Origin of the sequence: Burkholderia sp. E168m22 (assembly GCF_001319805.1) — a bacterium.
In the GTDB taxonomy this organism is placed as follows: domain Bacteria; phylum Pseudomonadota; class Gammaproteobacteria; order Burkholderiales; family Burkholderiaceae; genus Burkholderia; species Burkholderia orbicola.
Map to the genome: position 1 here is coordinate 31,634 of NZ_BBSK01000084.1, position 22,142 is coordinate 53,775.

The 22,142-nt window shown below is 68.2% G+C and carries 22 protein-coding genes; 16 read left to right on the forward strand and 6 right to left on the reverse strand.

Annotated elements, in window-relative coordinates:
• Positions 1 to 4: 4 nt before the first annotated feature.
• From AP428_RS18640 to AP428_RS18660, 5 genes are all read right to left on the reverse strand, one after another.
• Positions 5 to 1,549 carry a TolC family protein gene (locus AP428_RS18640; protein ID WP_011694777.1) on the reverse strand — a complete coding sequence of 515 codons (1,545 nt, stop codon included), beginning with the start codon at positions 1,547 to 1,549 and terminating at the stop codon, positions 5 to 7.
• On the reverse strand, positions 1,536 to 3,602 hold the full coding sequence (locus tag AP428_RS18645) for an FUSC family protein (RefSeq protein ID WP_011547411.1): 2,067 nt from the start codon (positions 3,600 to 3,602) through the stop codon (positions 1,536 to 1,538). The genes AP428_RS18640 and AP428_RS18645 overlap by 14 nt, the downstream gene beginning before the upstream one ends.
• On the reverse strand, positions 3,583 to 4,632 hold the full coding sequence (gene mdtN, locus AP428_RS18650; protein WP_011547412.1) for a multidrug transporter subunit MdtN: 1,050 nt from the start codon (positions 4,630 to 4,632) through the stop codon (positions 3,583 to 3,585). Before mdtN ends, AP428_RS18645 begins: the two co-directional genes overlap by 20 nt.
• Complete coding sequence (locus AP428_RS18655; protein WP_011547413.1) at positions 4,629 to 4,922, reverse strand: hypothetical protein; 294 nt, start codon at positions 4,920 to 4,922, stop codon at positions 4,629 to 4,631. Before AP428_RS18655 ends, mdtN begins: the two co-directional genes overlap by 4 nt.
• 372 nt (positions 4,923 to 5,294) lie before the next feature.
• Entirely contained in the window at positions 5,295 to 6,197 is a 903-nt protein-coding gene (locus tag AP428_RS18660) for a LysR substrate-binding domain-containing protein (RefSeq protein ID WP_011547414.1), read from the reverse strand.
• Positions 6,198 to 6,385: 188 nt separating this feature from the next.
• Here AP428_RS18660 and AP428_RS18665 point away from each other — a divergent pair, with 188 nt between their 5' ends.
• From AP428_RS18665 to AP428_RS18685, 5 genes are all read left to right on the forward strand, one after another.
• Positions 6,386 to 7,531: a metallophosphoesterase gene (locus tag AP428_RS18665; RefSeq protein ID WP_011547415.1), complete on the forward strand. Its 1,146-nt coding sequence runs from the start codon at positions 6,386 to 6,388 to the stop codon at positions 7,529 to 7,531.
• Positions 7,532 to 7,702: 171 nt separating this feature from the next.
• Positions 7,703 to 8,302, forward strand: coding sequence for an alpha-ketoglutarate-dependent dioxygenase AlkB (locus AP428_RS18670; RefSeq protein WP_172593233.1), 600 nt, complete (start codon positions 7,703 to 7,705; stop codon positions 8,300 to 8,302).
• Positions 8,303 to 8,607: 305 nt separating this feature from the next.
• Positions 8,608 to 8,814 (forward strand): hypothetical protein, encoded by a 207-nt coding sequence (locus tag AP428_RS18675; protein ID WP_006478718.1) that lies wholly within the window; start codon positions 8,608 to 8,610, stop codon positions 8,812 to 8,814.
• A 323-nt stretch (positions 8,815 to 9,137) separates the two neighbouring features.
• Positions 9,138 to 9,617 carry a type 6 secretion system effector deamidase TecA gene (tecA, locus tag AP428_RS18680; RefSeq protein ID WP_011547418.1) on the forward strand — a complete coding sequence of 160 codons (480 nt, stop codon included), beginning with the start codon at positions 9,138 to 9,140 and terminating at the stop codon, positions 9,615 to 9,617.
• A gap of 289 nt (positions 9,618 to 9,906) precedes the next feature.
• Positions 9,907 to 10,803, forward strand: a complete 897-nt coding sequence (locus tag AP428_RS18685; protein WP_011547419.1) for an IclR family transcriptional regulator — start codon at positions 9,907 to 9,909, stop codon at positions 10,801 to 10,803.
• A gap of 108 nt (positions 10,804 to 10,911) precedes the next feature.
• Here the strand turns inward: AP428_RS18685 and AP428_RS18690 are convergent, their stop codons facing one another.
• Complete coding sequence (locus AP428_RS18690; RefSeq protein ID WP_011547420.1) at positions 10,912 to 11,991, reverse strand: porin; 1,080 nt, start codon at positions 11,989 to 11,991, stop codon at positions 10,912 to 10,914.
• Between the two features lie 434 nt (positions 11,992 to 12,425).
• Here AP428_RS18690 and AP428_RS18695 point away from each other — a divergent pair, with 434 nt between their 5' ends.
• From AP428_RS18695 to AP428_RS18745, 11 genes are all read left to right on the forward strand, one after another.
• Positions 12,426 to 12,743 carry a non-heme iron oxygenase ferredoxin subunit gene (locus tag AP428_RS18695; protein ID WP_006478721.1) on the forward strand — a complete coding sequence of 106 codons (318 nt, stop codon included), beginning with the start codon at positions 12,426 to 12,428 and terminating at the stop codon, positions 12,741 to 12,743.
• Between the two features lies 1 nt (position 12,744).
• A complete protein-coding gene (locus AP428_RS18700; protein WP_011547421.1) occupies positions 12,745 to 13,056 on the forward strand; it encodes a recombinase-like helix-turn-helix domain-containing protein in 312 nt (103 codons plus the stop codon).
• 60 nt (positions 13,057 to 13,116) lie between these two features.
• Positions 13,117 to 14,187 (forward strand): aromatic ring-hydroxylating dioxygenase subunit alpha, encoded by a 1,071-nt coding sequence (locus AP428_RS18705; protein WP_011547422.1) that lies wholly within the window; start codon positions 13,117 to 13,119, stop codon positions 14,185 to 14,187.
• Positions 14,180 to 14,950 carry an SDR family oxidoreductase gene (locus AP428_RS18710; protein WP_011547423.1) on the forward strand — a complete coding sequence of 257 codons (771 nt, stop codon included), beginning with the start codon at positions 14,180 to 14,182 and terminating at the stop codon, positions 14,948 to 14,950. Before AP428_RS18705 ends, AP428_RS18710 begins: the two co-directional genes overlap by 8 nt.
• 34 nt (positions 14,951 to 14,984) lie before the next feature.
• The gene (locus AP428_RS18715; RefSeq protein ID WP_011547424.1) at positions 14,985 to 15,512 is read left to right on the forward strand and encodes a cupin domain-containing protein; all 528 of its coding nucleotides are present in this window, start codon (positions 14,985 to 14,987) and stop codon (positions 15,510 to 15,512) included.
• 18 nt (positions 15,513 to 15,530) lie between these two features.
• Positions 15,531 to 16,448 (forward strand): alpha/beta fold hydrolase, encoded by a 918-nt coding sequence (locus tag AP428_RS18720; protein ID WP_011547425.1) that lies wholly within the window; start codon positions 15,531 to 15,533, stop codon positions 16,446 to 16,448.
• Positions 16,445 to 17,302 (forward strand): IclR family transcriptional regulator, encoded by an 858-nt coding sequence (locus tag AP428_RS18725; RefSeq protein ID WP_011547426.1) that lies wholly within the window; start codon positions 16,445 to 16,447, stop codon positions 17,300 to 17,302. The genes AP428_RS18720 and AP428_RS18725 overlap by 4 nt, the downstream gene beginning before the upstream one ends.
• A complete protein-coding gene (locus AP428_RS18730) occupies positions 17,299 to 18,096 on the forward strand; it encodes an SDR family oxidoreductase (RefSeq protein ID WP_011547427.1) in 798 nt (265 codons plus the stop codon). The genes AP428_RS18725 and AP428_RS18730 overlap by 4 nt, the downstream gene beginning before the upstream one ends.
• Complete coding sequence (locus tag AP428_RS18735; protein WP_011547428.1) at positions 18,089 to 19,756, forward strand: thiamine pyrophosphate-binding protein; 1,668 nt, start codon at positions 18,089 to 18,091, stop codon at positions 19,754 to 19,756. Before AP428_RS18730 ends, AP428_RS18735 begins: the two co-directional genes overlap by 8 nt.
• Positions 19,749 to 20,576: an aspartate dehydrogenase gene (locus tag AP428_RS18740; protein WP_011547429.1), complete on the forward strand. Its 828-nt coding sequence runs from the start codon at positions 19,749 to 19,751 to the stop codon at positions 20,574 to 20,576. Before AP428_RS18735 ends, AP428_RS18740 begins: the two co-directional genes overlap by 8 nt.
• 72 nt (positions 20,577 to 20,648) lie before the next feature.
• On the forward strand, positions 20,649 to 22,139 hold the full coding sequence (locus AP428_RS18745) for an aldehyde dehydrogenase (protein ID WP_011547430.1): 1,491 nt from the start codon (positions 20,649 to 20,651) through the stop codon (positions 22,137 to 22,139).
• The last annotated feature ends 3 nt before the right edge of the window (positions 22,140 to 22,142 follow it).

Consider the following 22,142-nt stretch of genomic DNA (forward strand, 5'->3'; position numbering starts at 1 on the left):
GGCGCTACTGCGCCGAGCCGATCGTCCCGGTCGCGAGTGCGAGCGCGGCCGCGGCTGACAATGCGCCGGCATAGCTGTCGACCTCCGCGTTGCGCGCGGCGAGCAACTGGCTTTGCGCGATCGTCGCGTCGGTGACCGAGCCGACGCCGTTCCGGTACGCGGTCAGCGCCGCGTCGTAGCTCGTTTGCGCGGCATCGACGAGCGCCTTCGCGGCGTCGTGCGACGCCAGGCTCGTCTGCACCGCGTTCTGCGCGGCGACGACCTGGCGTACCGCTTCCTCCTTGGTCCGCGTGAGGCGGGCGGATGCGCTTTCCGCGTCGTTGCGTGCCTGCATCAGCACGGCCGAGCGCAGGCCGCCGTCGTACAGCGGGATCGTCACGCCGAGGAATACGCCGCCGCCGTAGCGGCTGCCGTTCAGGTTGACGGTCGGCGCCTGGTCGCCGATCGCCGGCAGCGCGGAGATGGACGTACCGCCGCTCGCATACGACGTCGACGCGGACAGGAAGATCTTCGGCATGAACGCGGCTTGAGCCGCCTTGATCTTCGCGCGGTTGGCCTTTTCGACCGCGAACGCGCCCTGCAGGTCGGGGCGGCGCGCGATCGCGTCCGACACGATCGTGTCGACCGACGAACCGAGCGCGGGCGGCAGCGGCCGCTTCGGCAGCGCGGCGATGGTCGGCTTCGACAGCGGCGAGATGCCGAGCGCGGAGACGAGGGCGAGGTAACTGTCGCTCTCGGCGCCGTTCGCCTGCACGAGCGCGAGGTTCGCCTGCGCGCGGTTCTGCGTCGCCTGCGCGAGTTCGACGACCGTGCCGACGCCGTGCTTGAGCCGTGCGCGGGACGCCGCGAGGATCGCATCGGCGTTCGTGAGGCCCTGTTGCGCGCTGAGCGCGTGCGAGCGGGCGGCTTCGTAGCGGTAGTACGAGACCGTCACGTCGTGGATCACCTGCTGGTGCACGGCCGTGAACGCGACGTTCGACGCGATCGATGCCTGTTCGGCCGCTTCGACGCGCGCCGCGCGGCCGCCGAAATCGAACAGCAGCCATTGCAGCGACAGCGCCGAAATCGTGCCGTGCGCGGTGGTGTTGCTCGATGAATCACCGAGGATCGTCGACGTCGAGCCGTGGTTCGCCTGGTACGCACCCATCGCCGTCGCCGACAGGCGCGGGAGATAGGCGGACTTGGCGAGGCCCACCGCGAGCGCCGCGTTGCGCGCGTCGTTCCATGCGATGCGGGTCAGCGGATTGGCCGATTCGGCCAGATCGATCAGCTCGGGCAGCGTGTACGCATGTGCGGCATCGAGCGCGGCCGGCGCCGAAACCGACGCGAGTGCCGGCGAGGCAGGCAGCGTGTAGTCATGCGCACCTTGCGCGGATGCGCGCGGCGGCGCCGCCACGATGTCGCCCGCGGCGGACGTTTGCGGCTGCCACGGGCGGTCGGACGCCTCCGGCGCCAGATCGATCGACGACGTCGCGCAGCCGGCCAGCGCGACGGCGGTCGCGAGCACGGTGGCGGCGATCGCGGCGGCCGGCGGTTCAGGTAGGCGCATGAGGGGCAGGCTCCTTCGGTGTGGCTTGACGGGCGGCGTCGGCGATCTGCGCGAGCCGCGTGTCGATGAGGTTCAGCAGCGCATCGCGCGCGGGGTCGGTGGGGGCGGCGCTCGACGGTGGTGTCGGAGCGGGCGTGCGGGGCACGGTGTCGCCATTGCCCGGTTCGGTCACGCGCGCGAGTTGCGCGTCGATTGCCGCGTCGCCCGGCTTGCGTTCGGCGAGCAGGAACAGCGGACCTTCGATCGCGCCGAGTTCCGCGAGCGCGCGCCGCCGGGTGGCGAGCCACGTCGCGGCCGGCCGCACCCACGACGGCTCGTAATGGACCAGGCCAAGCTCCTGCGAGATCGCGCCGTGTCGGGCGAACGCTTCGGCCGCGAGCGCGCGCCGCTCGGCCGGCTGCGCGATCTGCGCGATGCGTCGCCACTGGTCGAGCAGCGCGGCGAACGCGACGTCGATCTGCTTGCCGATGCTGACCGGCCAGATGCGTGTGAACACCAGATACACGACGACGTTGCCGAGCAGGATGCCGATCGTGCGGTCGCGCGCGATCGTCAGGTCGAAGCCGGGGCCGGCGCCCTGGATCACGCACAGGAAAAACGCGAAGGCGACCTGGAAGCCCGCGTACGCGATGCGCGGCGATCCGAAGGCGATCCACGCGGACAGCCACGCGCCGGCGAACACCAGCGCCATCAGGTGGCCGACCGACGACAGCGCCGGCACGACGAACACGAGCGCGGCGGTGCCGAGCAATGCGCCGATGATGCAGCCGAAGATCCGCAGCGTGAGCTTCTCGACCGTTTCGGCCGTCGAGCCGAGCGACACGATGTAGCAGGTGACGACGCAGGTATGAATGCCCGACCAGTCGAGCTGCGAGTACAGCAGATAGCAGAAGATCGCCGCGGCAGTCGTCTTCAGCGCATAGCGGATGTGGTCGGGATTGGTGCGTGCGTCGGGCAGGAAGAAGCCGCCGTGTGGTGCCGGTGCCGGCGCGGCGGCGGGTGCTTCGGGCGTGGCGGCAGCGGCGGCGGGCGTTGCGTTGGCCGAAGCCTCCGCCGTTGCATCGACCGTAGGCGCTGTCGCGCCCGGCTCCGCGAAATGCGTGATCGCATCCTGGAGATCGGTCGCGGCGATGCGTGCGAGCGGCGGCAGCGCGTCGGCCGGCGGCAGCGCGAGCGTCACGTCGACCGGGTAGCCGCCGCGTTCGAGAATGGCGGCCATGTCGTCGAGCGTCGCGGCGAGGGGTGTGGCGAACGCATCGGGCAGCCGCGCGTCCGGCTCGCGATCGGCCAGCGCGACGCCGACCATCAGCGCGGTGCTCGACGCGATGGCCTGCCGCAGCGCCGCGAAGTCGGCGGCGCTCGACGAGCCTTCGAGCTTCGACAGCTTGAGCCACGTGAGCAACTGCTTGTCGCCTTCGCGCAGGCTCGCGTCGAACGCGGCACGTGCGTCGTCGTCGCCGCGCAGGCGCCGTGCGGCGAGCCGCAGCCGCTTCGCGAGCTGCGCGTGCGCAAGCTTGCGCGGCGACGGCGCGATCAGCAGGTTGACGACGATCGCCACGCCGACGGGGATCGCGATCGTCAGCCAGATATACAGCAGCGCGCGGGTGGCGGCTTCACCGAACGGCGCGAGGCCGAGCTGGTCGAGCCCGAAGCCGACGATCATCGCGAGGATCGCGCCCACCGGGCGCAGCTTGCTGGCGGAAGTCAGATACAGGAGGGCGACCGACAGCACGGCCATGCACGCGACCCGCAGGATCGAATAGTCGATGCTGAAGATCGCGATGCCGAGCACGAGTCCGATCACGATCGTGACGATCAGCAGCAGCGCGGCCGCGAGCACCACGCTCGTCACGCGGTCGGCACGGATCATGAAGAACACGACGTACGCGGACAATGCGGCTTCGGGCGTGCCGTACGCGGCCGTCACGAACGCGGTCAGCGCGCAGATCAGCGCGACGCGCACGGCGATCGCCGCGCGCCCCGGAAACGGCGCGAGCAGCCGCAGGACTTCGCGCGGGCCCGGCGCGCGAACCTCAGCGGCAGGCTGAGCCATGCCGGACCTCGACGATCGCGCTCGCGCCGACACGCACGAGCTTGCCGTCGGGTTCGTCGAGCTTCACGCGCACGGGGAAGCGCTGCGCGACGTGCACCCAGTTCACCGAGTTCTGCACGATCGGCAGCGAGCGCGGCAGGTTGATGCGCGCGCTGTCCGCGATGCCGGCGCCAATGCCGACGACCTTGCCCGTCAGCGGGCGGCTGCGGTCGATCATCGAGTAGACGGTCGCGCAGTCGCCGACCGCGATGCGATTGAGCGACGTCTCGCGGAAATTGCCGACCGCGAACCATTCGCTCGCATCGATCAGCGTGAAGATCGACTGGTTCGGCGCGAGGGTTTCGCCGGGCAGCACGCTCAGGCCGGTCACGAGCCCGTCGTGCGGCGCGCGCACGACCGTATCGTCGAGCGCATGCTGCGCGCGGGCCAGCGCGGCTTCGCGCGCATGCAGCGTCGCGATCGCGTCCGCGTCGTCGCCGATCGTCTGTGCGGACGCGCGCTGCTGCTCCTGCGCCTGCGCGAGCGACACGGACGCGTCGCGCTGGCGCACCTTCGCCTGGTCGAACTGCTGCGCGCTGACGTAACCCTGCGCGGCGAGCGGCGCGAGCCGGTTCACGTCGCGCGTCGCGAGATCGTAGTTCTGCGTCGCGCGCTTGACCTGCTCGGCGGCGACGGACGCATTCGAGCGCTCGCCGATCAGCGAACGGCGGCGCGTGTCGAGCGACGCGCGCGCGAGTTCGAGGTCGGCCTGCGCCTGCGCGACGGTCAGCCGGTACGGCACGGGATCGATCACGTACAGCAGGTCGCCTTTCGCGACGCGCTGGTTTTCATGCACGGCGAGCTGCACGATGCGACCGCCGACCGGCGACGCGACGTGCACGACGTCCGCGTCGATCGACGCGTCGTCGGTGGACGGGTAGGCGGTCGTGCGGTGGTACGCGTACGCGAGCGCCGCGATGCCGAGCGCGACGATCGCGAGCGCGATCACGCGGCCTTTGACGGAGGGGCGGGCGATGCCGGCGGCCTTCATGCGAACGGCCCCGTGCCGGTGAGCCACACGATCACGGCGACCACGAGCCCGATCGCGGTGCAGACGGCGAGCTGGTAGGGCACCGTCGCGGCCCAGCCGGTCGCGACGAACACGCGATGCGCGACGATCGCGCCGACGACGCCGACGATCGCGCTGACGAGCCACAGCGGGAAGTACGCGCCGAACAGCACGTAGGACGGTGCGCCGCGCGATGCGCAGCCCGCGAGCGGCAGGGCGGGCGCCAGCACGGCGGCGACGCGCAGCGGCGCGCGCGGCGTTGTTTTTCTCATGGTGTGACGAGCTCGACGTTTGGGGGTGGATGCCGGGCGCGGCGCAATGCGAATCGTCGCCGCGACGACGATTCCAGGATACGGAGCCGATCATAAATCAGCGCGATGCGGATCGCCAGCGATCCGGCATACGATTACGGCACGGGTCGTGGCCGTGCCGGGGCCGCGCCGTCGCTCATGCCGGACGGTCCGGCGGTGCGTGTCGGCAGCGATGATCGGGCCGCCGCGATTCTGCCAGCACCCGCTCGCGTAGGGTTGCTAACGGACTGTAAAGGATCGTCAGACGAAAAGCGCGCAGTGGAATTTGCCATGCCGACGCAGCGGAATCGGCGCGCAAACCGCCGATTGCCGCTCGAACGCATGCGAATCCGGTCAGTCCGGTCGCTCGCGCGCATCCTCGACGAGCAGGTCGACGAGATCGCGCGCGAAGCGCGGCAACGCATCGAGATCGGCGACGCAGATCTGCAACTGGCGCTCGGCCCAGTCGTCCTCGAGCGCGACGAGGCGCAGCGCCATCGTCCTCGCATGGCGGCGCGCGGTGCCTTCGGGCAGCACGCCGACGCCGACGTTCGCCTCGATCATCCGGCATGCGGTTTCGAAGTTGCTGACCTGGATGCGCCAGCGCAGCGTGCGCTGCACGTCGGCGGCCGCGCGCTTCAGGAAGGTGTGGATCGCGCTCGCCTCGGGCAGGCCGATGAAGTCGTGGTCGAGCGTCGCGACGAACGGCGTCGACGCCAGGCTGGCGAGCGGATGCCCGAGCGCGGTCGCGAGCACGAGACGGTCGCGCCGGTACGGCATCGCCTGCAGCCCGTCGGTGCACACGTCGCCGGCGACGATGCCGATGTCGATCATGCCGTCCTGCACCGCGCGCACGATGTCGGGGCTCAGCCGCTCCTGCATGTCGATCGTCACGTCCGGATGGTTGACGAGATAGTGACGCAGTACGCCCGGCAGGAACTCGCTCATCGCCGTGGTGTTCGCGAACACGCGCACGTGGCCTTTCACGCCCGACGCATATTCCTGCAGGTCGCCGGTCAGTTGCTCGAGCTGGCGCAGCACGCGGCGCGCATGCGCGAGCAGCGTGTCGCCCGGCGCGGTCAGCGTGACGCCCTGGCTCGTGCGGCTCAGCAGCTTCACGCCGACCTGCTCCTCGAGGTGCTTGATGCGGGTGCTGGCGGCCGGCACCGACAGATGCGCGCGTTCGGCGCCGCGTGTCAGGCTGTTCGCTTCCGCGATGTGCGTGAAAAGTTTGAGGTCGACGATATCGAAGCGCATGGACGTGGCGGCGGGAGGATGGCCGATTATCGCGCGAAGCCGCACGGCGCTGCACCGTCGGCGGCGACCCGTCGTCGCGACCGGGATCTGTGTACCATCGTGCGTAGGGCGCGACACGCGGCACCTGGGCATTACGGCCCGTGCGCCGCGTGCCGCGGATGCGGTCGTGCAACGAAGGTGAACGTTTCATGCGAAGTTTCTTTGTCCGGTTCATTGCAATCGGCGTGCTGTTCCATCTGTACGTCGGGATGCGGATCATTCCCGATGCGTTCGCGTCGCCGCTCGCGCGTACGATCGCGGCGCTCGTGCTGGCGAGTTTCGTCGTCTTGATTCCGGTCGGCATGTTCTCGCGCCGCTTCGACGAAGGCTGGGCGGCGACGCTGGTCGGCTGGGCCGGCGCGCTCGTGATGGGCTTCTTCTCGTCGCTGCTGGTGCTGACGCTCCTGCGCGACTTCGTGCTGCTCGGCGTGCTCGTGTGGCGGCATCTCGGCCATGACGGCGCATGGCCCGGCGCCGCGCCCGACACGGCGCTCGGCGTGCTGGCGGCCGCGGTGCTCGTGACCGCGATCGGGTTCGTCGGCGCGCGCCGTACGGCGGCGGTCAAGCGCGTGTCGATTCCGGTCGCCGGGCTGCCGGCCGCACTCGACGGGCTGACGATCGTGCAACTGTCCGATATCCACGTCGGGCCGACGATCAAGCGGCCCTACATCGAGCGGATCGTGCGCGCGGTCAATGCGCTCGACGCCGACCTGGTGGTCGTGACGGGCGATGTGGTGGACGGCTCGGTCAAGCGCCTGCGCGAACACACCGCGCCGCTCGGCCAGATGCGCTCGCGGCACGGTACCTTCCTCGTGACGGGCAACCACGAGTACTACGCGGGTGCGCATGCATGGATCGACGAGTTTCGTCGTATCGGGCTGACGGTGCTGCTGAACGAGCACGTGTTGATCGAGCGCGGCGGCGCGCGGGCGGTGCTCGCGGGCGTGACCGACTTCACGGCGGGCGGCTTCGATCCCGCGCATCGCAGCGACCCCGCGCAGGCGCTGGCCGGTGCGCCGCGCGACGTCGGCACGAAGATCCTGCTCGCGCACCAGCCGCGCAGCGCGGAAGCGGCGAGCCGCGCGGGCTTTACCGTGCAGTTGTCGGGGCACACGCATGGCGGCCAGTTCCTGCCGTGGCCGCCGTTCGTGCGGTTGCAGCAGCCGGTGGTCGGCGGGCTGAACCGCTTCGGCGACATGTGGCTGTATACGAGCCGCGGTACCGGCTACTGGGGGCCGCCGAACCGCTTCGGCGTGCCGTCCGAGATCACGCTGATCCGGCTGACGCGCGGCTAGCGGATGGCCGGGAGGCGTCCGTCACGCAATACGAACGCGTATCGCGGTGCACGGCAGGTTTTTCGGCGGCTTTCTTTCAGCAGGGAATGGCAGCGCATGGCGGCGCGCGGCGCCGTTGGCTAGTATGCAGACATGCCTCGTTTGCTTCGTTCCTTGCCCGTTCCTGCCGACATGTCGACGCCCGATCTCTTCGCTGATACGCCCGCGCCCGACGTGGACTGGTACCCGGACTGGCTTGCGCCACCCGCCGCGGACCACGCGCTGGCCGCGCTGATCGACGAGGTCGCGTGGCGACAGGACACGATCCGCACGCCGCGCGGGCGCATTCCGTTGCCGCGGCTCACCGCGTGGCAGGGCGAGCCTGATGCCGTGTACGTGTACTCGGGGATCCGCAACGTGCCCGAACCCTGGACGCCGGCCGTGCTCGGGCTGAAGCACGCGGTCGAGGCGACGTGCGGCGTGGGTTTCAACAGCGTGCTGCTCAATCGCTACCGCAACGGGCTGGACAGCCTCGGCTGGCACGCGGACAACGAACCCGAACTCGGCGACGCGCCGGTGATCGCGTCGGTGAGTCTCGGCGCGATGCGCGTGTTCGATCTTCGCCATCGCGAGACCGGCGTCACGCATGCGTACCGCCTCGTGCATGGCAGCCTGCTCGTGATGCGCGGGCGCACACAGGCCGAATGGCAGCACCGCGTGCCGAAGGCGCCGGGCGTGCAGGGCGAACGCGTCAACCTCACCTTCCGACGCGTATCGATCGCGGCCGGATAGATCGCGCCCCCGTTTCGGTGATTCACGAAAGGCCAATGCAAGCAATCGGTTGCGCGTGCGGCACGTTGCCGCACGAATTCAATGCAGCGTGTCCGGCCGGGCGCTCAGGCCCGTCCCGCAAGGCTTTCAGGTAGATTCGATCGACCGCCCGGTTTCGATAGGTGAGTGAAACCTCTGATGGTGCGTCGCAACAATTATTGACTACACTGAGGAATGGCACAAACGCGTCGGCAGGCCGGCGCGATCCTTTCGACATGCCTCCATGCGTTGCCGACGTAGCGCGCAACGGGGCAGGAGCACAACGCGTGACCGTACTCGACCCTTCCTTCGAACCCTCGCTACACGTCTTCGAGCAAGACGGCGGATGGCAATGGGCGCTGACGGTGAAGCGGGCGACCGGCGTCGGCGTGAAAGTCGTGGCGTTCAGCCGCGAAGGCTTTCGCGGCGAAGCCGAGGCATACGCCGCCGGCCAGCTTGCCCGCGCCGAATATGACCACGCCGTGACGGCCTGACGCCGTCGCGGCGATCCCGCCCGAGGATCGTCTTCCTCCGTGCCGTCCGTTGCCGGACGGTGTGTCCCCGACTGTTTCTCATTTCTGGTTTTTCGTTGGCGGTTTTGCCGCGCCAATTGGTTCGTGCGGTTCGATGTTGAAGCATCGCGCCGACTCCGACACGCGTAGCGGAAGCCTGTGCGCGGGTTTGCGACCTCCCGGGCAAAGCGCGAACCCCGTATGGCGGAAGCGCGCCTGGAAAATGCCGAGCCATATCGTAATAAGATATGACGTTATCGCATCCGCAGGACGATGACGTCCCGCATTCCTGAAAGGAGCTATCCGTGCAACTCACCCAGTTAGGCGGGCATGTCGCCCAATCCGGCATCGCCGAACGGCAAAAACACGCGCAGGCGCTGATGTTCGGGATGGCGAACATCGACGAGTACGTGTCCGGCGGCGTCTGCTACGACGCCGCTGCTTATGTCCGCTATCTGCTGCGCGCCGACGCGATGATCGCGCCCGGTACGTTGCTCGACACGATCGGCCAGCTGTGGAAGACGCGCTTCAACTTCGAGACCGGCAATCAGTGGGACGGGCGCGCGAGCATTCCGGCGGGCACCGCGGTCGGCTTCGCGCGGGGCACCAATGTCTTTCACGCCGCGATCGCCGTCGGCGGCACCCGGATTCGCGGGATCAACGGCGGCCTGCTGGGCGCCGGATGGCTGCATCCGGTCGATCTCGCACGCGTGCTGCAGCCGGACCCGGCCGGCGGCTTTGCGTACGACCGCACGACCATTCGCGTCTATCTGTCGCGTCTGTAGGCTGCCTGGCGTCGACGCTCACGCTTCGGCCACCGTCGCCCGACCGCGTGCCGCGCGCCAGCGCCGCGCGGCCGCCTTCCCGCCGTCCGGCGATTTCCGCATGGCGTCGCGCCGTCCAACGCTGCTATCCTCTCGACCTTGAATGACGCGTCATTGTGCGTGGATGCGCGTGCTGCATCGCGGCGCCGCGCAGCGGTGCGAGCCCACGCGCGCACTGAGGTAGCATGACTGAATCTCCACGGCGATCCATGACCTGTTTCGTGACTGATTTCCTTCCGTCCATGTCCACATGGTCAAGACAACGATGAGCGATGCACCTGAGCCGGCGGCGCCTGGCGACGACGAGTCGTCGGGCGGCGGCGCTTCGTCCTATCTGGTGCCGGGGCTCGAACGCGGGCTGCGGATCCTCGCCGAATTCTCCGCGCGCGAGCCCGTGCTCGGCGCACCCGAGCTGTCGAAGCGCATCGGCATTCCGCGCACGACCACGTTCCGCCTGCTGCAGACGCTCGAGGCGCTCGGCTTTCTCGAACGCGTGAACGGCGACCGCTATTTCCGGCTCGGCGTCGGCGTGTTGCGGCTCGGCTTCGAATACCTGAATTCGCTCGAACTGACCGATCTCGGCACGCCCGTGCTCGAACGGCTGCGCGATTCGACCGGCCTGTCGACGCACCTGCTGATCCGCGACCAGCGTGACGTGGTGTTCGTCGCGAAGGCGCAAAGCAATGCGTCGATGTTCGGTTCGGTGAAGGTGCACGTCGGCACGCGCCTGCCCGCGCATGCGACCGTGCACGGCCACGTGCTGATGGGCGACCTGACGCGCGATGCGCTGCGACAGCTCTATCCGGAGAAGAAACTCGAACAGTTCACCGAGCGCACGCCCGGCACCGTCGACGAGTTGTACGAACGCGTGCGTCATTACGCGCGGCTCGGCTACGCGGTCAGTGAGGCGGCGTTCGAGAGCGGCATTTCCGCGGTGACGGCGCCCGTGCGCGATCATTCGGGCTCGATCGTCGCGGCGATCACCGCGACGGTGCCGCGCTCGGAGATCGGCGAGGCCGGCGAGAAGGAGCGGCTCGTCGAAGCGGTGTGCGGCGCGGCGGTCGACCTGTCGCAACGGCTGAACTATCGTCCGCTCGAAAGCGACCCGACGTTCGCGCATGCGCGCCACAAGGTCGCGATGTTCTGACGCTCGCGCATCGAGCCGGCCGCGGCGCGCGGCATTGCGAACGAAGAGAGCGGCCCGCGGGCCGCTCTTGTCGTTTTCGGGTACCGCAGGCGCGGTGCCCGAGTTCGCTCAGAACGAGTGATGAATGCCGGTCAGCACGATCACCTGGTTCGCGGTGCTCGACACGCCGGCCGTGAAGAACGCGGCCTTCGCGCCGCCCGAGCCGTGTTCATAAAGCACGTTCGCATACAGCTGCGTGCGCTTCGACAACGCGTAGATGTCGCCGAGTTCGACCTGCGTCCAGCGGCGGCCGGCCAGCGTCGTGGTCGCCGCACCGCCCGCGATCGTGTTGAACGCGCTGCTGCGGTAGTTCACGCCCGCGTCGTAGCTCTGGAACGTGTCGGAAAACCCGTTCGACTGCATCTTCACGCGCGTGTAGAGGCCATGCACGAGGAAGTCGCCGATCTGGTACGACGCACCCGCGCCGATGTTCTCGACCTTGCTGGCGAGATAACCATTCGCGGTGTTTTGCCCCTGGAACGACGTGATGCCCGTCTGGCTGATCAGGATCGAGCGGTCGTGCTCGTTCGAGTAGACGGCCGACGCCTTGAACGGCCCGTTCGCATAGTTCAGCGCGACGCCGACCGATTTGCCGGTCGAGAAGTTCGTCGTGTTGCCGAGCGCGAGCGTCGCCGCGGCCGAGAAACCCGCGAAGGTCGGCGAACGGTACTTGATCGAATTGTTGTACGGCACGTTGCCGGTCGCGGCGAGCCCGTCGATGTTGCCGGGATGGAACGCATACCAGCTCAGCGCGAGATACGCGGTGCTGAGCGGATCGAGATAGTCGAACGACAGCGGCGTCTGGCGGCCGAGCGTCAGTGTGCCGTAGCGCTCGGCGCTGAGGCCGACGAACGCCGCGCGGTTCCAGATCGTGTTCGCCGTCGCGAACTGGCCGTTGTTCGTATAGAAGCCGTTTTCCAGCTGGAAGATCGCCGACAGTCCGTCGCCGAGATCTTCCTTGCCCTTCAGGCCCCACCGGTCGGGCTGCGTATTGCCCTGGATCATCGCCCACTTCGCGTGGCCGCCGACGTTGTTCACGTATGCGACGCCCGCATCCATGCTGCCGTACAGCACCACGCTGCTCTGCGCCCACGCGCCCGACGCGACGCCCATCCCGATGACTGCTGCTACTACCGCATGCTTGACCATTTGATCTCCTGACTCTCCAACCTGATGAATACGTGTTGTGACGGCCTGCGCGGGGACGGCCGGCCGTCGCGCATGTTCATCGCCGAACGGGCATTCTTGTGTTCCATATAAGGAACAATGTGCCTTTAATGGAATGGAGTATAGAGGGGGTGCGCGCCCGATCAAAAATAAATTTTTCGGGACGGATGAGTGGCGGGCAGACGCCCGGCAATCCCGCGTGATGTCTTGAAAAAGCCGATAAATCCCCGTCGCATAACAAAAAATTACATTCGACAGGGTAGACGAAGGGAGCGGCCGAGCTAAGTGTCGGTGTTTTCCCTAGGACATGCAGCTTTTTATTTTGCTCGCGGAAAGTCGCTCCTATAATCACCATCCATAAACTGACGTTCCGGATATGGAACAAACCGAGAGTCGATCAGAAGGAAGGGTGTGAGATGTCTGAACAATGGATTTGCGCCGGTCATGCCGGCGCGCTGTCGGAAGACACGCCGATCGAGTTCAAGCGGACCGACGGCGTGGAAATCGGGATCTACCGCGTCGGCGACGACGTGTATGCGCTCGAGAACGTATGCCCGCATGCGTACGCGTTGTTGACGCAGGGGTTCGTCGACGAAGGCACGGTCGAGTGCCCGCTGCACGAGGCCGTGTTCGACATCAAGACGGGCGCATGCCTGAAGGGTCCGGGCGGACGCGCGCTGAAGCAGTACGCGGTGCGCCTCGCCGGTGAAGAAATCCAGATCAAGGTGGAATGACATGAAAGAAGCGACCGTCAACTTCAATCCCTTCCTGAAGCCGTGGGTGGCGCCGCAGCCGAACAACGTCGCGGGCAAGGGGCAGATCGAGATCCCCGGTCAGGTCGAGAACCAGATCTGGCAGAACCGCAAGGCCGCACCGACCCAGTACGAGAACGACCTCGGCGATGCGCTCGAACGCGTGTTCGAGAGCGGCGCGACCGAGGTGGACGATGTCGTCGCGGGGCTGAACCGCATCGGCTTCCGCGCGCCGGACGGCACGGTTTGGACACCTGAGCGTTTCCGCGCCGAAATGGCCTCGCTGGCGGAATGAACGCACTGACCGCGCCGCGCGCCTGAGCGCCGACCCGACAACCGCATCCGGAGCACACTGATGACGTCCCCCGACCAACACGAAGCCCAACACGACCCGGTCCGTGACTATCTCGACCGCGGCATCAAGAACTACTGGTATCCCGTCGCGCCGAGCTGGCAGGTGTCGAACGCGCCCGTCGGCCTCACGCGCCTGTCCGAGCAGATCGTGCTGTGGCGCGATCACGACGGCAAGGTCCACGCACTGGAAGATCGTTGCCCGCACCGCGGCGCGCGTCTGTCGCTCGGCTGGAACCTCGGCGGCAACATCGCGTGCTGGTATCACGGCATCGAAGTCGACGGCGGCGGCACGGTCAACCGCGTACCGGCCGTGTCGAACTGTCCGCTCGAAGGCACGAAGTGCGTGAAGTCGTATCCGGTCGAGGAGAAGGCCGGCGCGATCTTCCTGTGGTTCGGCGACGAAGCGCACGGCGAGCCGGCGCCGCTGAACCTGCCGGAAGAACTGGTCGCCGACGAGTATGCGCACTTCCTGTGCGTGTCGAACTGGAAGTGCAATTACCAGTACGCGATCGACAACGTGATGGACCCGATGCACGGCGCGTATCTGCACGCGACGTCGCACTCGATGGCCGAAGGCGACAAGCAGGCCGACATGCGCGTGCGCAAGACGGACACGGGCCTGATGTTCGAAAAGATCGGCCAGCGCGACGTGAACTTCGACTGGGTCGAGCTCGGCGAAACCGGCTGCCTGTGGATGCGCCTCGCGATTCCGTACAAGCAGAAGTTCGGCCCGGGCGGCAACTTCGGGATCATCGGCTTCGCGACGCCGGTCGACGGCGACCACTGCCAGGTCTATTTCTGGCGTACCCGCAAGGTCGGCGGCTGGCAGCGCGACGTGTGGCGCTTCATGTACCGCAACCGCCTCGAAGGCCTGCACTGGGACGTGCTCGAGCAGGATCGCTACGTCCTCGAAAGCCTCGCGCCGCATGCACGCGATCACGAATACCTGTACCAGCACGACGTCGGCATCACGCGCGTGCGCCGGATGCTGCGCCAGCGTGCGCAGGAGCATCTGTCCGCGCTCGACGCGCATCGTGCGGCGCACGCCGCCGCGGAGCCCGCGAATGGCTGAGTCCACTCCGGTCGTCGCGCTGCCCGGCCGCCGGGTGCTCGTCACGGGCGGTGCGCGCGGCCTCGGCGCTGCGTTCGTGACGGCGCTGGTCGAAGCGGGCGCGCAAGTCGCGTTCGGCGACGTGCTCGCGGAAGAGGGCCGCGCGCTGGCCGCGCGGCTCACGCAAGCCGGCCACACCGCGCATTTCTTCGCACTCGATCTCGCCGATCCGGCGAGCATCGACGCCTTCGTCGCGCAGGGCGCGGCGGTGCTCGGCGGCCTCGACGCGCTGATCAACAACGCGGCGATCACGAACTCGGGCGGCAAGCTGTCGACGGAGCTCGACGTGTCGACGTGGGACGCCGTGATGAACGTGAACGTGCGCGGCGTGTGGCTCGTCAGCAATGCGGCGCTGCCGCACCTCGCGCGGTCGGGTCGCGGCGCGATCGTGAACCTCGCGTCGGACACCGCGTTATGGGGCGCGCCGAAGCTGCTCGCGTACGTCGCCAGCAAGGGCGCGGTGATCGCGATGACGCATGCGCAGGCACGCGAGTTCGGCGCGCACGGCGTGACGGTCAACGCGATTGCGCCGGGGCTGACCGAAGTCGAGGCGACCGCGTACGTACCGGCCGAGCGTCACGCGTTCTACCTGCAGGGCCGCGCATTGACGCGCACGCAACTGCCTGAGGACGTGACGGGCCCGGTGCTGTTCCTGCTGTCGGACGGCGCGCGCTTCGTGACGGGTCAGCTGCTGCCGGTGAACGGCGGCTTCGTAATGAACTGATTTGAAGTTTTCACTCGGAATGAAGGAGAGGACGATGGCGGACGCCGATCTCGAACGCAAGTCGTGGGACCAGCCGGAAGGCGCAAGCTTCAACGACTGGATGGAAGGGCGCGTCGCGCGCTACGAAACGCGGCGCTACGACTGGGACGCGCTGAAGTTCCAGGCCGATTACGACCCGAAGTACCGCCGTGCGCAGATGCGCTATGTCGGCACGGGCGGCACGGGCGTCGCGAAGGACGTCAACACGGTGCCGGCCGGCAACTTCACGTTTTCGACGATGGTGATCCCGGCCGGCAACATCGGCCCGAGCCACATCCACATCGACGTCGAGGAAATCTTCTTCGTGCTGCGCGGCAAGATGAAGGTGATCTGCGAGCGCGACGGCGAGACCTGGGAAGCGATCCTCGGCGAGCGCGACCTGATCTCGGTGCCGCCGGGCGTGTATCGCACGGAAATCAACATCGGCGAGGAAGATGCGCTGATGTGCGTGATGCTCGGTTCGTCGAAGCCGATCACGCCGACGTATCCGCCCGATTCGCCGCTCGCGAAGATCAAGCGCTGAGACGGGGCGGATGAAGCAATGAGTGTCATCGACAAACGCGAACGTGAACGCGACCGCACCGCGGCGTTCGCCGCGCTGCTCGGGCAGTTTCCCGAGCAGCGTTGCGCGGCCGGCGCGGCGGGCGCGATCGGCTACCGTGAGGCGGGTGCAGGCGAGGCCGGCGCGCAGCATGCGGGCCGTGCGCTGCCCGTCGTGCTGCTGCACGGGATCGGCTCGGGCGCCGCATCGTGGGTCCGCCAGCTCGACACGCTGGGTGCATCGCGGCGCGTACTCGCGTGGGATGCGCCCGGTTACGGCGTGTCGACGCCCGTGCACGGCGCGTCGCCGGCCGCCGCCGATTACGCGGCATCGCTGAACGCGTGGCTCGAGGCACTCGGCATCGAACGCTGCGTGCTGGTCGGTCATTCGCTCGGCGCGATCATCGCGGGCGGCCTCGTCCGCGTGATGCCCGCGCGGATCGCCGGCCTGCTGCTGATTTCGCCCGCGGGCGGCTACGGCAGCGCACCGGCCGAGACCCGCGAATCGCGCCGCGACGCGCGGCTCGCGATGCTCGCGGAACTCGGCCCGGCCGGGCTCGCCGAGCAGCGCAGCGGCAACATGCTGTCCGGTTTCGCGAACGAGGAGGCAAAGGCATGGGTGCGCTGGAACATGGCGCGCATCGTGCCGGCCGGCTACGCGCAGGCCACGCATCTGCTCGCGAACGCCGATCTCGCGGCCGATCTCGCCGGCTTTCGCGGCCGCACGGCCGTGGCCGTCGGCGCGAACGACGCGATCACGCCGCCCGCCGCGTGCGAGCGGATCGCCGCGGCCGCGCACGTCGGGCTGCAGGTGATTCCGCAGGCGGGGCATGCCGGCTACGTGGAAGCGCCGGCCGTTTATTCCGCGCTGATCGACACGTTCTGTCGTCAGTGCGACCCACAGCGGGGGCCGGCATGAGCGAACCGCTGCAACAAAACGAATCCGACAACGCGAAGGCCGAAGCCAGCTACGTCGTGCCGGGCCTCGAACGCGGGCTGCGGATTCTCGCCGAATTCTCGCCGCGCGAGCCCGTGCTCGGCGCGCCCGAACTGTCGAAACGGCTCGGCATTCCGCGCACGACGGTGTTCCGTCTGCTGCAGACGCTCGAATCGCTCGGTTTTCTCGAACGCGCGGACAAGGATCGCAACTACAAGCTCGGCATCGCCGTGCTGCGGCTCGGCTTCGAATACCTGAGCTCGCTGGAGCTGACCGATCTCGGCCTGCCGGTGATCGAGAGCCTGCGCGACGCGACCGGCTTCACGACGCACATCGTGATTCGCGACGGCCGCGACGTGGTGTTCGTCGCGAAGGCGCAGAGCCAGTCGCCGGTGTTCAGCTCGATCCGCGTGAACGTCGGCACCCGGCTGCCCGCGCACGCGACGACGCACGGCCACGTGCTGATGGGCGACCTGTCGCTGAAGGAACTGCACGCGCTGTATCCGGAAGGCGCGCTGAACCGGATGACGAGCGCGACGCCGGAGACGGTTGACGCGCTGTACGACGTGATCCGCGAGGATGCGCTGCGCGGCTACGGCGTCAGCAATTCGTCGTTCGAGCGCGGGATCTCGGTCGTCACGGCGCCGGTGCGCAACGAGACGCAGAAGATCGTCGCGTGCATCACGGTGACGGTGCCGCGTCCGGAGATCGACGCGGCGCTGATCGCGGACGGGCTGATCGACAAGGTGCAGCGCGCGGCGGCGGAATTGTCGCGGCGGCTCAATTACCGCTCGGATGACGAGCACACGTTTCTCAAAGCTTTAGGACTCCGATGATCCAGATCGATCTGACCGGGCAAGTGGCGGTGGTGACGGGCGGCTCGTCCGGCATCGGCCTCGCGACGGCCGAGCGGTTCCTGCAGGCCGGCGCATCGGTCGCCATCTGCGGCCGAGACGACGAACGCCTCGCACGCGCCGAAGCGATGCTGCGCGACAAGTACGCAGGCGCACAACTGCTGGCCGTGCGCTGCGACGTGCTCGACGAAGCCGACGTGACCGCCTTCGCGCAAGCGGTGTCCACGCGTTTCGGCCGCGCCGACATGCTGGTCAACAACGCCGGCCAGGGCCGCGTGTCGACCTTTGCCGATACGACCGACGACGCCTGGCGCGAAGAACTCGAACTGAAGTACTTCAGCATCATCCGCCCGACGCGCGCATTCCTGCCGCTGCTGCGCGACGCGGCCGCGCCGACGATCACCTGTGTGAACTCGCTGCTCGCGCTGCAGCCTGAGCCGCACATGGTCGCGACCTCGTCGGCGCGCGCGGGCGTGCTGAGCCTCGTGAAGTCGCTCGCGACCGAACTCGCGCCGCAGCGCATCCGCGTGAACTCGATCCTGATCGGCATCGTCGAGTCGGGACAGTGGCGCCGCCGTTACGACACGCAGGCGCAGCCCGGCGAAAGCTGGGAAGACTGGACGGGCGCGCTCGCCCGCAAGAAGCACATTCCGCTGAATCGCTTCGGCAAGCCTGACGAGGCCGCCTGGGCACTTTTTTATCTCGCAACGCATCTGTCGTCCTACACGACGGGCAGCCATATCGACGTTTCTGGAGGCTTTGCACGCCATGTCTGAAAAAACCACGGTTGGCGAGCTGATTGCCGCCTTTCTCGAGCAGTGCGGCGTGAAGACCGCATTCGGTGTCATCTCGATCCACAACATGCCGATCCTCGACGCGATCAACTCGCGCGGCAACATCCGGTATGTCGGTGCGCGCGGGGAAGCGGGTGCGCTGAACATGGCCGACGGGCTGGCCCGCGTGTCGGGCGGCCTCGGCGTCGCGTTCACGAGCACGGGCACGGCGGCCGGCAATGCGGCCGGTGCGATGGTCGAGGCACTGACGGCCGGTACCGCGCTGCTGCACGTCACCGGGCAGATCGAGACGCCGTATCTCGACCAGGATCTTGCATATATCCACGAAGCGCCCGACCAGTTGTCGATGCTCGACTCGATCTCGAAGGCCGCGTTCCGCGTGCGTACCGTCGAAACCGTGCTGCCGACGATCCGCGAAGCCGTGCGCATCGCGCAGACGGCACCGACGGGCCCCGTGTCCGTCGAGATTCCGATCGACATCCAGGCAGCCGAAATCGAATGGCCGGAAGACCTCGCGCCGGCGCACGTCGCGGTGCGCGAGCACGACAGCGCCCGCGTCGCGAAGCTTGCCGACGCGCTCGCGGCCAAGCGCCGCCCGCTGCTGTGGCTCGGCGGCGGCGCGCGCCATGCACGCGAGGAAGTCGAACGCCTCGTGAAGCTCGGCTTCGGCGTCGTGACGAGTGTGCAGGGTCGCGGCGTGCTGCCGGAAGATCACCCGGCGACGCTCGGCGCATTCAACGTGCATGCGTCCGTCGAGGCGTTCTACAAGACCTGCGACGCGCTCGTCGTGGTCGGCTCGCGGCTGCGCGGCAACGAAACGCTGAAGTACAAGCTCGCGCTGCCGCAACCGCTGTTCCGCGTCGATGCCGATGCGCTTGCCGACAACCGCGGCTATCGCAACGAGCTGTTCGTACATGGCGATTCGAAGCGCGTGCTGGCCGAGCTGGCCGATCGCCTCGAAGGCCGCCTGTCGGTCGATCCGCAATTCGCGGCCGATCTGGCGGCAGCCCGCGAGGAGGCCGTGGCCGACGTGGCGAAGGGCCTCGGGCCGTACAAGAAGCTCGTCGACACGCTGCAGGGCGCGGTGGGCCGCGACTACAACTGGGTGCGCGACGTGACGATCTCGAACAGCACATGGGGCAACCGTCTGCTGAAGATCTTCGAGCCGCGCTCCGGCGTGCATGCGCTCGGCGGCGGCATCGGCCAGGGCATCCAGATGGGCATCGGCGCGGCGCTCGCGGGCGCGGCGGCGAAGACGGTCTGCCTCGTCGGTGACGGCGGCCTGATGGTCAACGTCGGCGAGCTCGTCACGGCCGTGCAGGAAAACGCGAACGTGATGATCGTGCTGATGAACGACCAGTGCTACGGCGTGATCCGCAACATCCAGGATGCGCATTACGGCGGCCGCCGCTGCTTCGTGCAGCTGCACCAGCCCGATTTCGCGCAGTTCTGCGCGAGCTTCGGCCTCACGCACTACCGGATCACGTCGCTCGACCAGGCCGAAGCGATCGTGCGCGAAGGGATCGCGAAGGAAGGGCCGGTGATGGTCGAGGTCGACATGCTGTCGGTCGGCTCGTTCGCGTCGAACTTCGCGGGGCCGCCGGTGAAGAAGGAAGCGCCGACGGAGCGCCAGTATGCATAACGGGCAAAAGCGGGCGCGCGCCCCCGTCGACGTCGCGATGATCGGCTTCGGCGCGATCGGCGCGGCCGTGTACCGCGCGGTCGAGCACGATGCGTCGTTGCGCGTCGCGCACGTGATCGTGCCGGAACACCAGCGCGCGGCGGTGCAGCGCGAACTCGGCGGCGCGGTGGAGGTCGTGTCGTCGGTCGACGCGCTGGCCCGCCGCCCCGAGTTCGCGCTCGAATGCGCGGGCCACGGCGCGCTCGTCGATCACGTCGTGCCGCTGCTGAAGGCCGGTACCGACTGCGCGGTCGCGTCGATCGGCGCGCTGTCCGATCTCGCGCTGCTCGACGTGCTGTCGCGGGCCGCCGACGAAGGCGGCACGACGGTGACGCTGCTGTCCGGCGCGATCGGCGGCATCGACGCGCTGGCGTCCGCGAAGGAGGGCGGGCTCGACGAAGTGCGGTACGTCGGCCGCAAGCCGCCGCTCGGCTGGCTCGGCACGCCGGCCGAGGAATTGTGCGACCTGCGCGCGATGACCGAGGAAAAGGTGATCTTCGAAGGCAGCGCGCGCGACGCCGCGCGGCTGTATCCGAAGAACGCGAATGTCGCGGCGACGGTGGCGCTCGCGGGCCTCGGCCTCGACGCGACGCACGTACGCCTGATCGCCGATCCGGCCGTCGAGCGCAACGTGCACCGCATCACCGCGCGCGGCGCATTCGGCGAGATGTCGCTGGAGATGAGCGGCAAGCCGCTGCCCGACAACCCGAAGACGTCCGCGCTGACGGCGTACAGCGCGATTCGCGCGCTGCGCAACCGCGCGGCCTGCTGCGTGATCTGACCGGACCATCGAGCATCCGCCCGCGCCACGGCGAGGGCGGATGTGCAGAGACAGATTTGTGGGACTTGTGACATGACTCCTTTCGATACGCGCCTCGTACCCGACGGCAACATCCTGATCGGCGGCGAGTGGCGGCGCGGCCGTGGCGCGCCTTACACGAGCATCTATCCGGCCGACCAGTCGGTGAACATGGAAGTGTCGACGGCGAACGCGGAAGACGCGGCCGACGCCGTCGTGGCGGCCGACGCCGCATGGCGTCGCGCCGACTGGGCCGGCCTGAAGCCGCACCAGCGCACGCACGTGCTGTACCGCATCGCCGACCTGATCATGCAGCGCCAGGAAGCGCTCGCGAACCTGCAGCGCCGCGACAACGGCAAGCCGATCGGCGAGACGCGCGTGCTGGTGGCCAGCGCCGCGAACACGTTCCGCTACTTCGCGGCCTGCCTCGAAACGCTCGACGAAGAGCTGACGCCGTCGCGCGGCGACTACCTGACGATGAGCGTGTACGAGCCGATCGGCGTGATCGCGGCGATCACGCCGTGGAATTCGCCGATCGCATCCGACGCGCAGAAACTCGCGCCGGCGCTCGCCGGCGGCAACGCGGTGGTGCTCAAGCCGGCCGAAGTCACGCCGCTCGTGTCGCTCGCGCTGGCGCGCATCTGCGAGGAAGCCGGCGTGCCGAAGGGCGTGCTGAGCGTGCTGCCGGGCAAGGGCTCGGTGATCGGCGACGTGCTCGTGCGTCATCCGCTGGTGAAGAAGGTGTCGTTCACCGGCGGCACCGAAGTGGGCCGCGGCATCGCGCGCATCGCGGCCGAGAAGCTGATGCCGGTATCGCTCGAACTCGGCGGCAAATCGCCGACGATCGTCTGCGACGACGCCGATCTCGATCACGCGGTCAACGGCGTGCTGTACGGCATCTTCAGCTCGTCTGGCGAAGCCTGCATCGCCGGTTCGCGGCTGTTCGTGCAGCGCGCGGTGTACGACGCATTCATGCAGCGGCTGGTGGCCGGCGCACGCAAGCTGCGCGTGGGCGACCCGACGCGGCCCGACACGCAGATGGGCCCGCTGATCACCGCGAAGCATCGCGAATCGGTGGAACGCTACGTCGCGCTCGGGCTGGAAGAGGGCGGCCGCCTGCTGTGCGGCGGCGAGCGGCCGTCGGGCGACGGGCGCGAGCACGGCTTCTTCTATCAGCCGACGATTCTAGAAGGCTTGCCGAACAGCGCGCGCATCTGCCAGGAGGAAATCTTCGGGCCGGTGCTGGTCGCGATGCCGTTCGACGACGAGGTGTCGCTGATCGCGCAGGCGAACGACAGCGTGTTCGGCCTCGCGGCCGGCATCTGGACGCGCGACTACAAGCGTGCATGGCGCATCGCGCGTGCGCTGGAGACGGGCACCGTCTGGATCAACACGTACAAGCTGTTTTCGATCTCCACGCCGTTCTCGGGCTGGAAGGAGAGCGGGATGGGCCGCGAGAAGGGGCGTCTCGGCATCCGCGAATACATGCAGCAGAAGAGCCTCTACTGGGGCTTGAACGACGCGCCGCTGCCGTGGGCGAACTGAGCG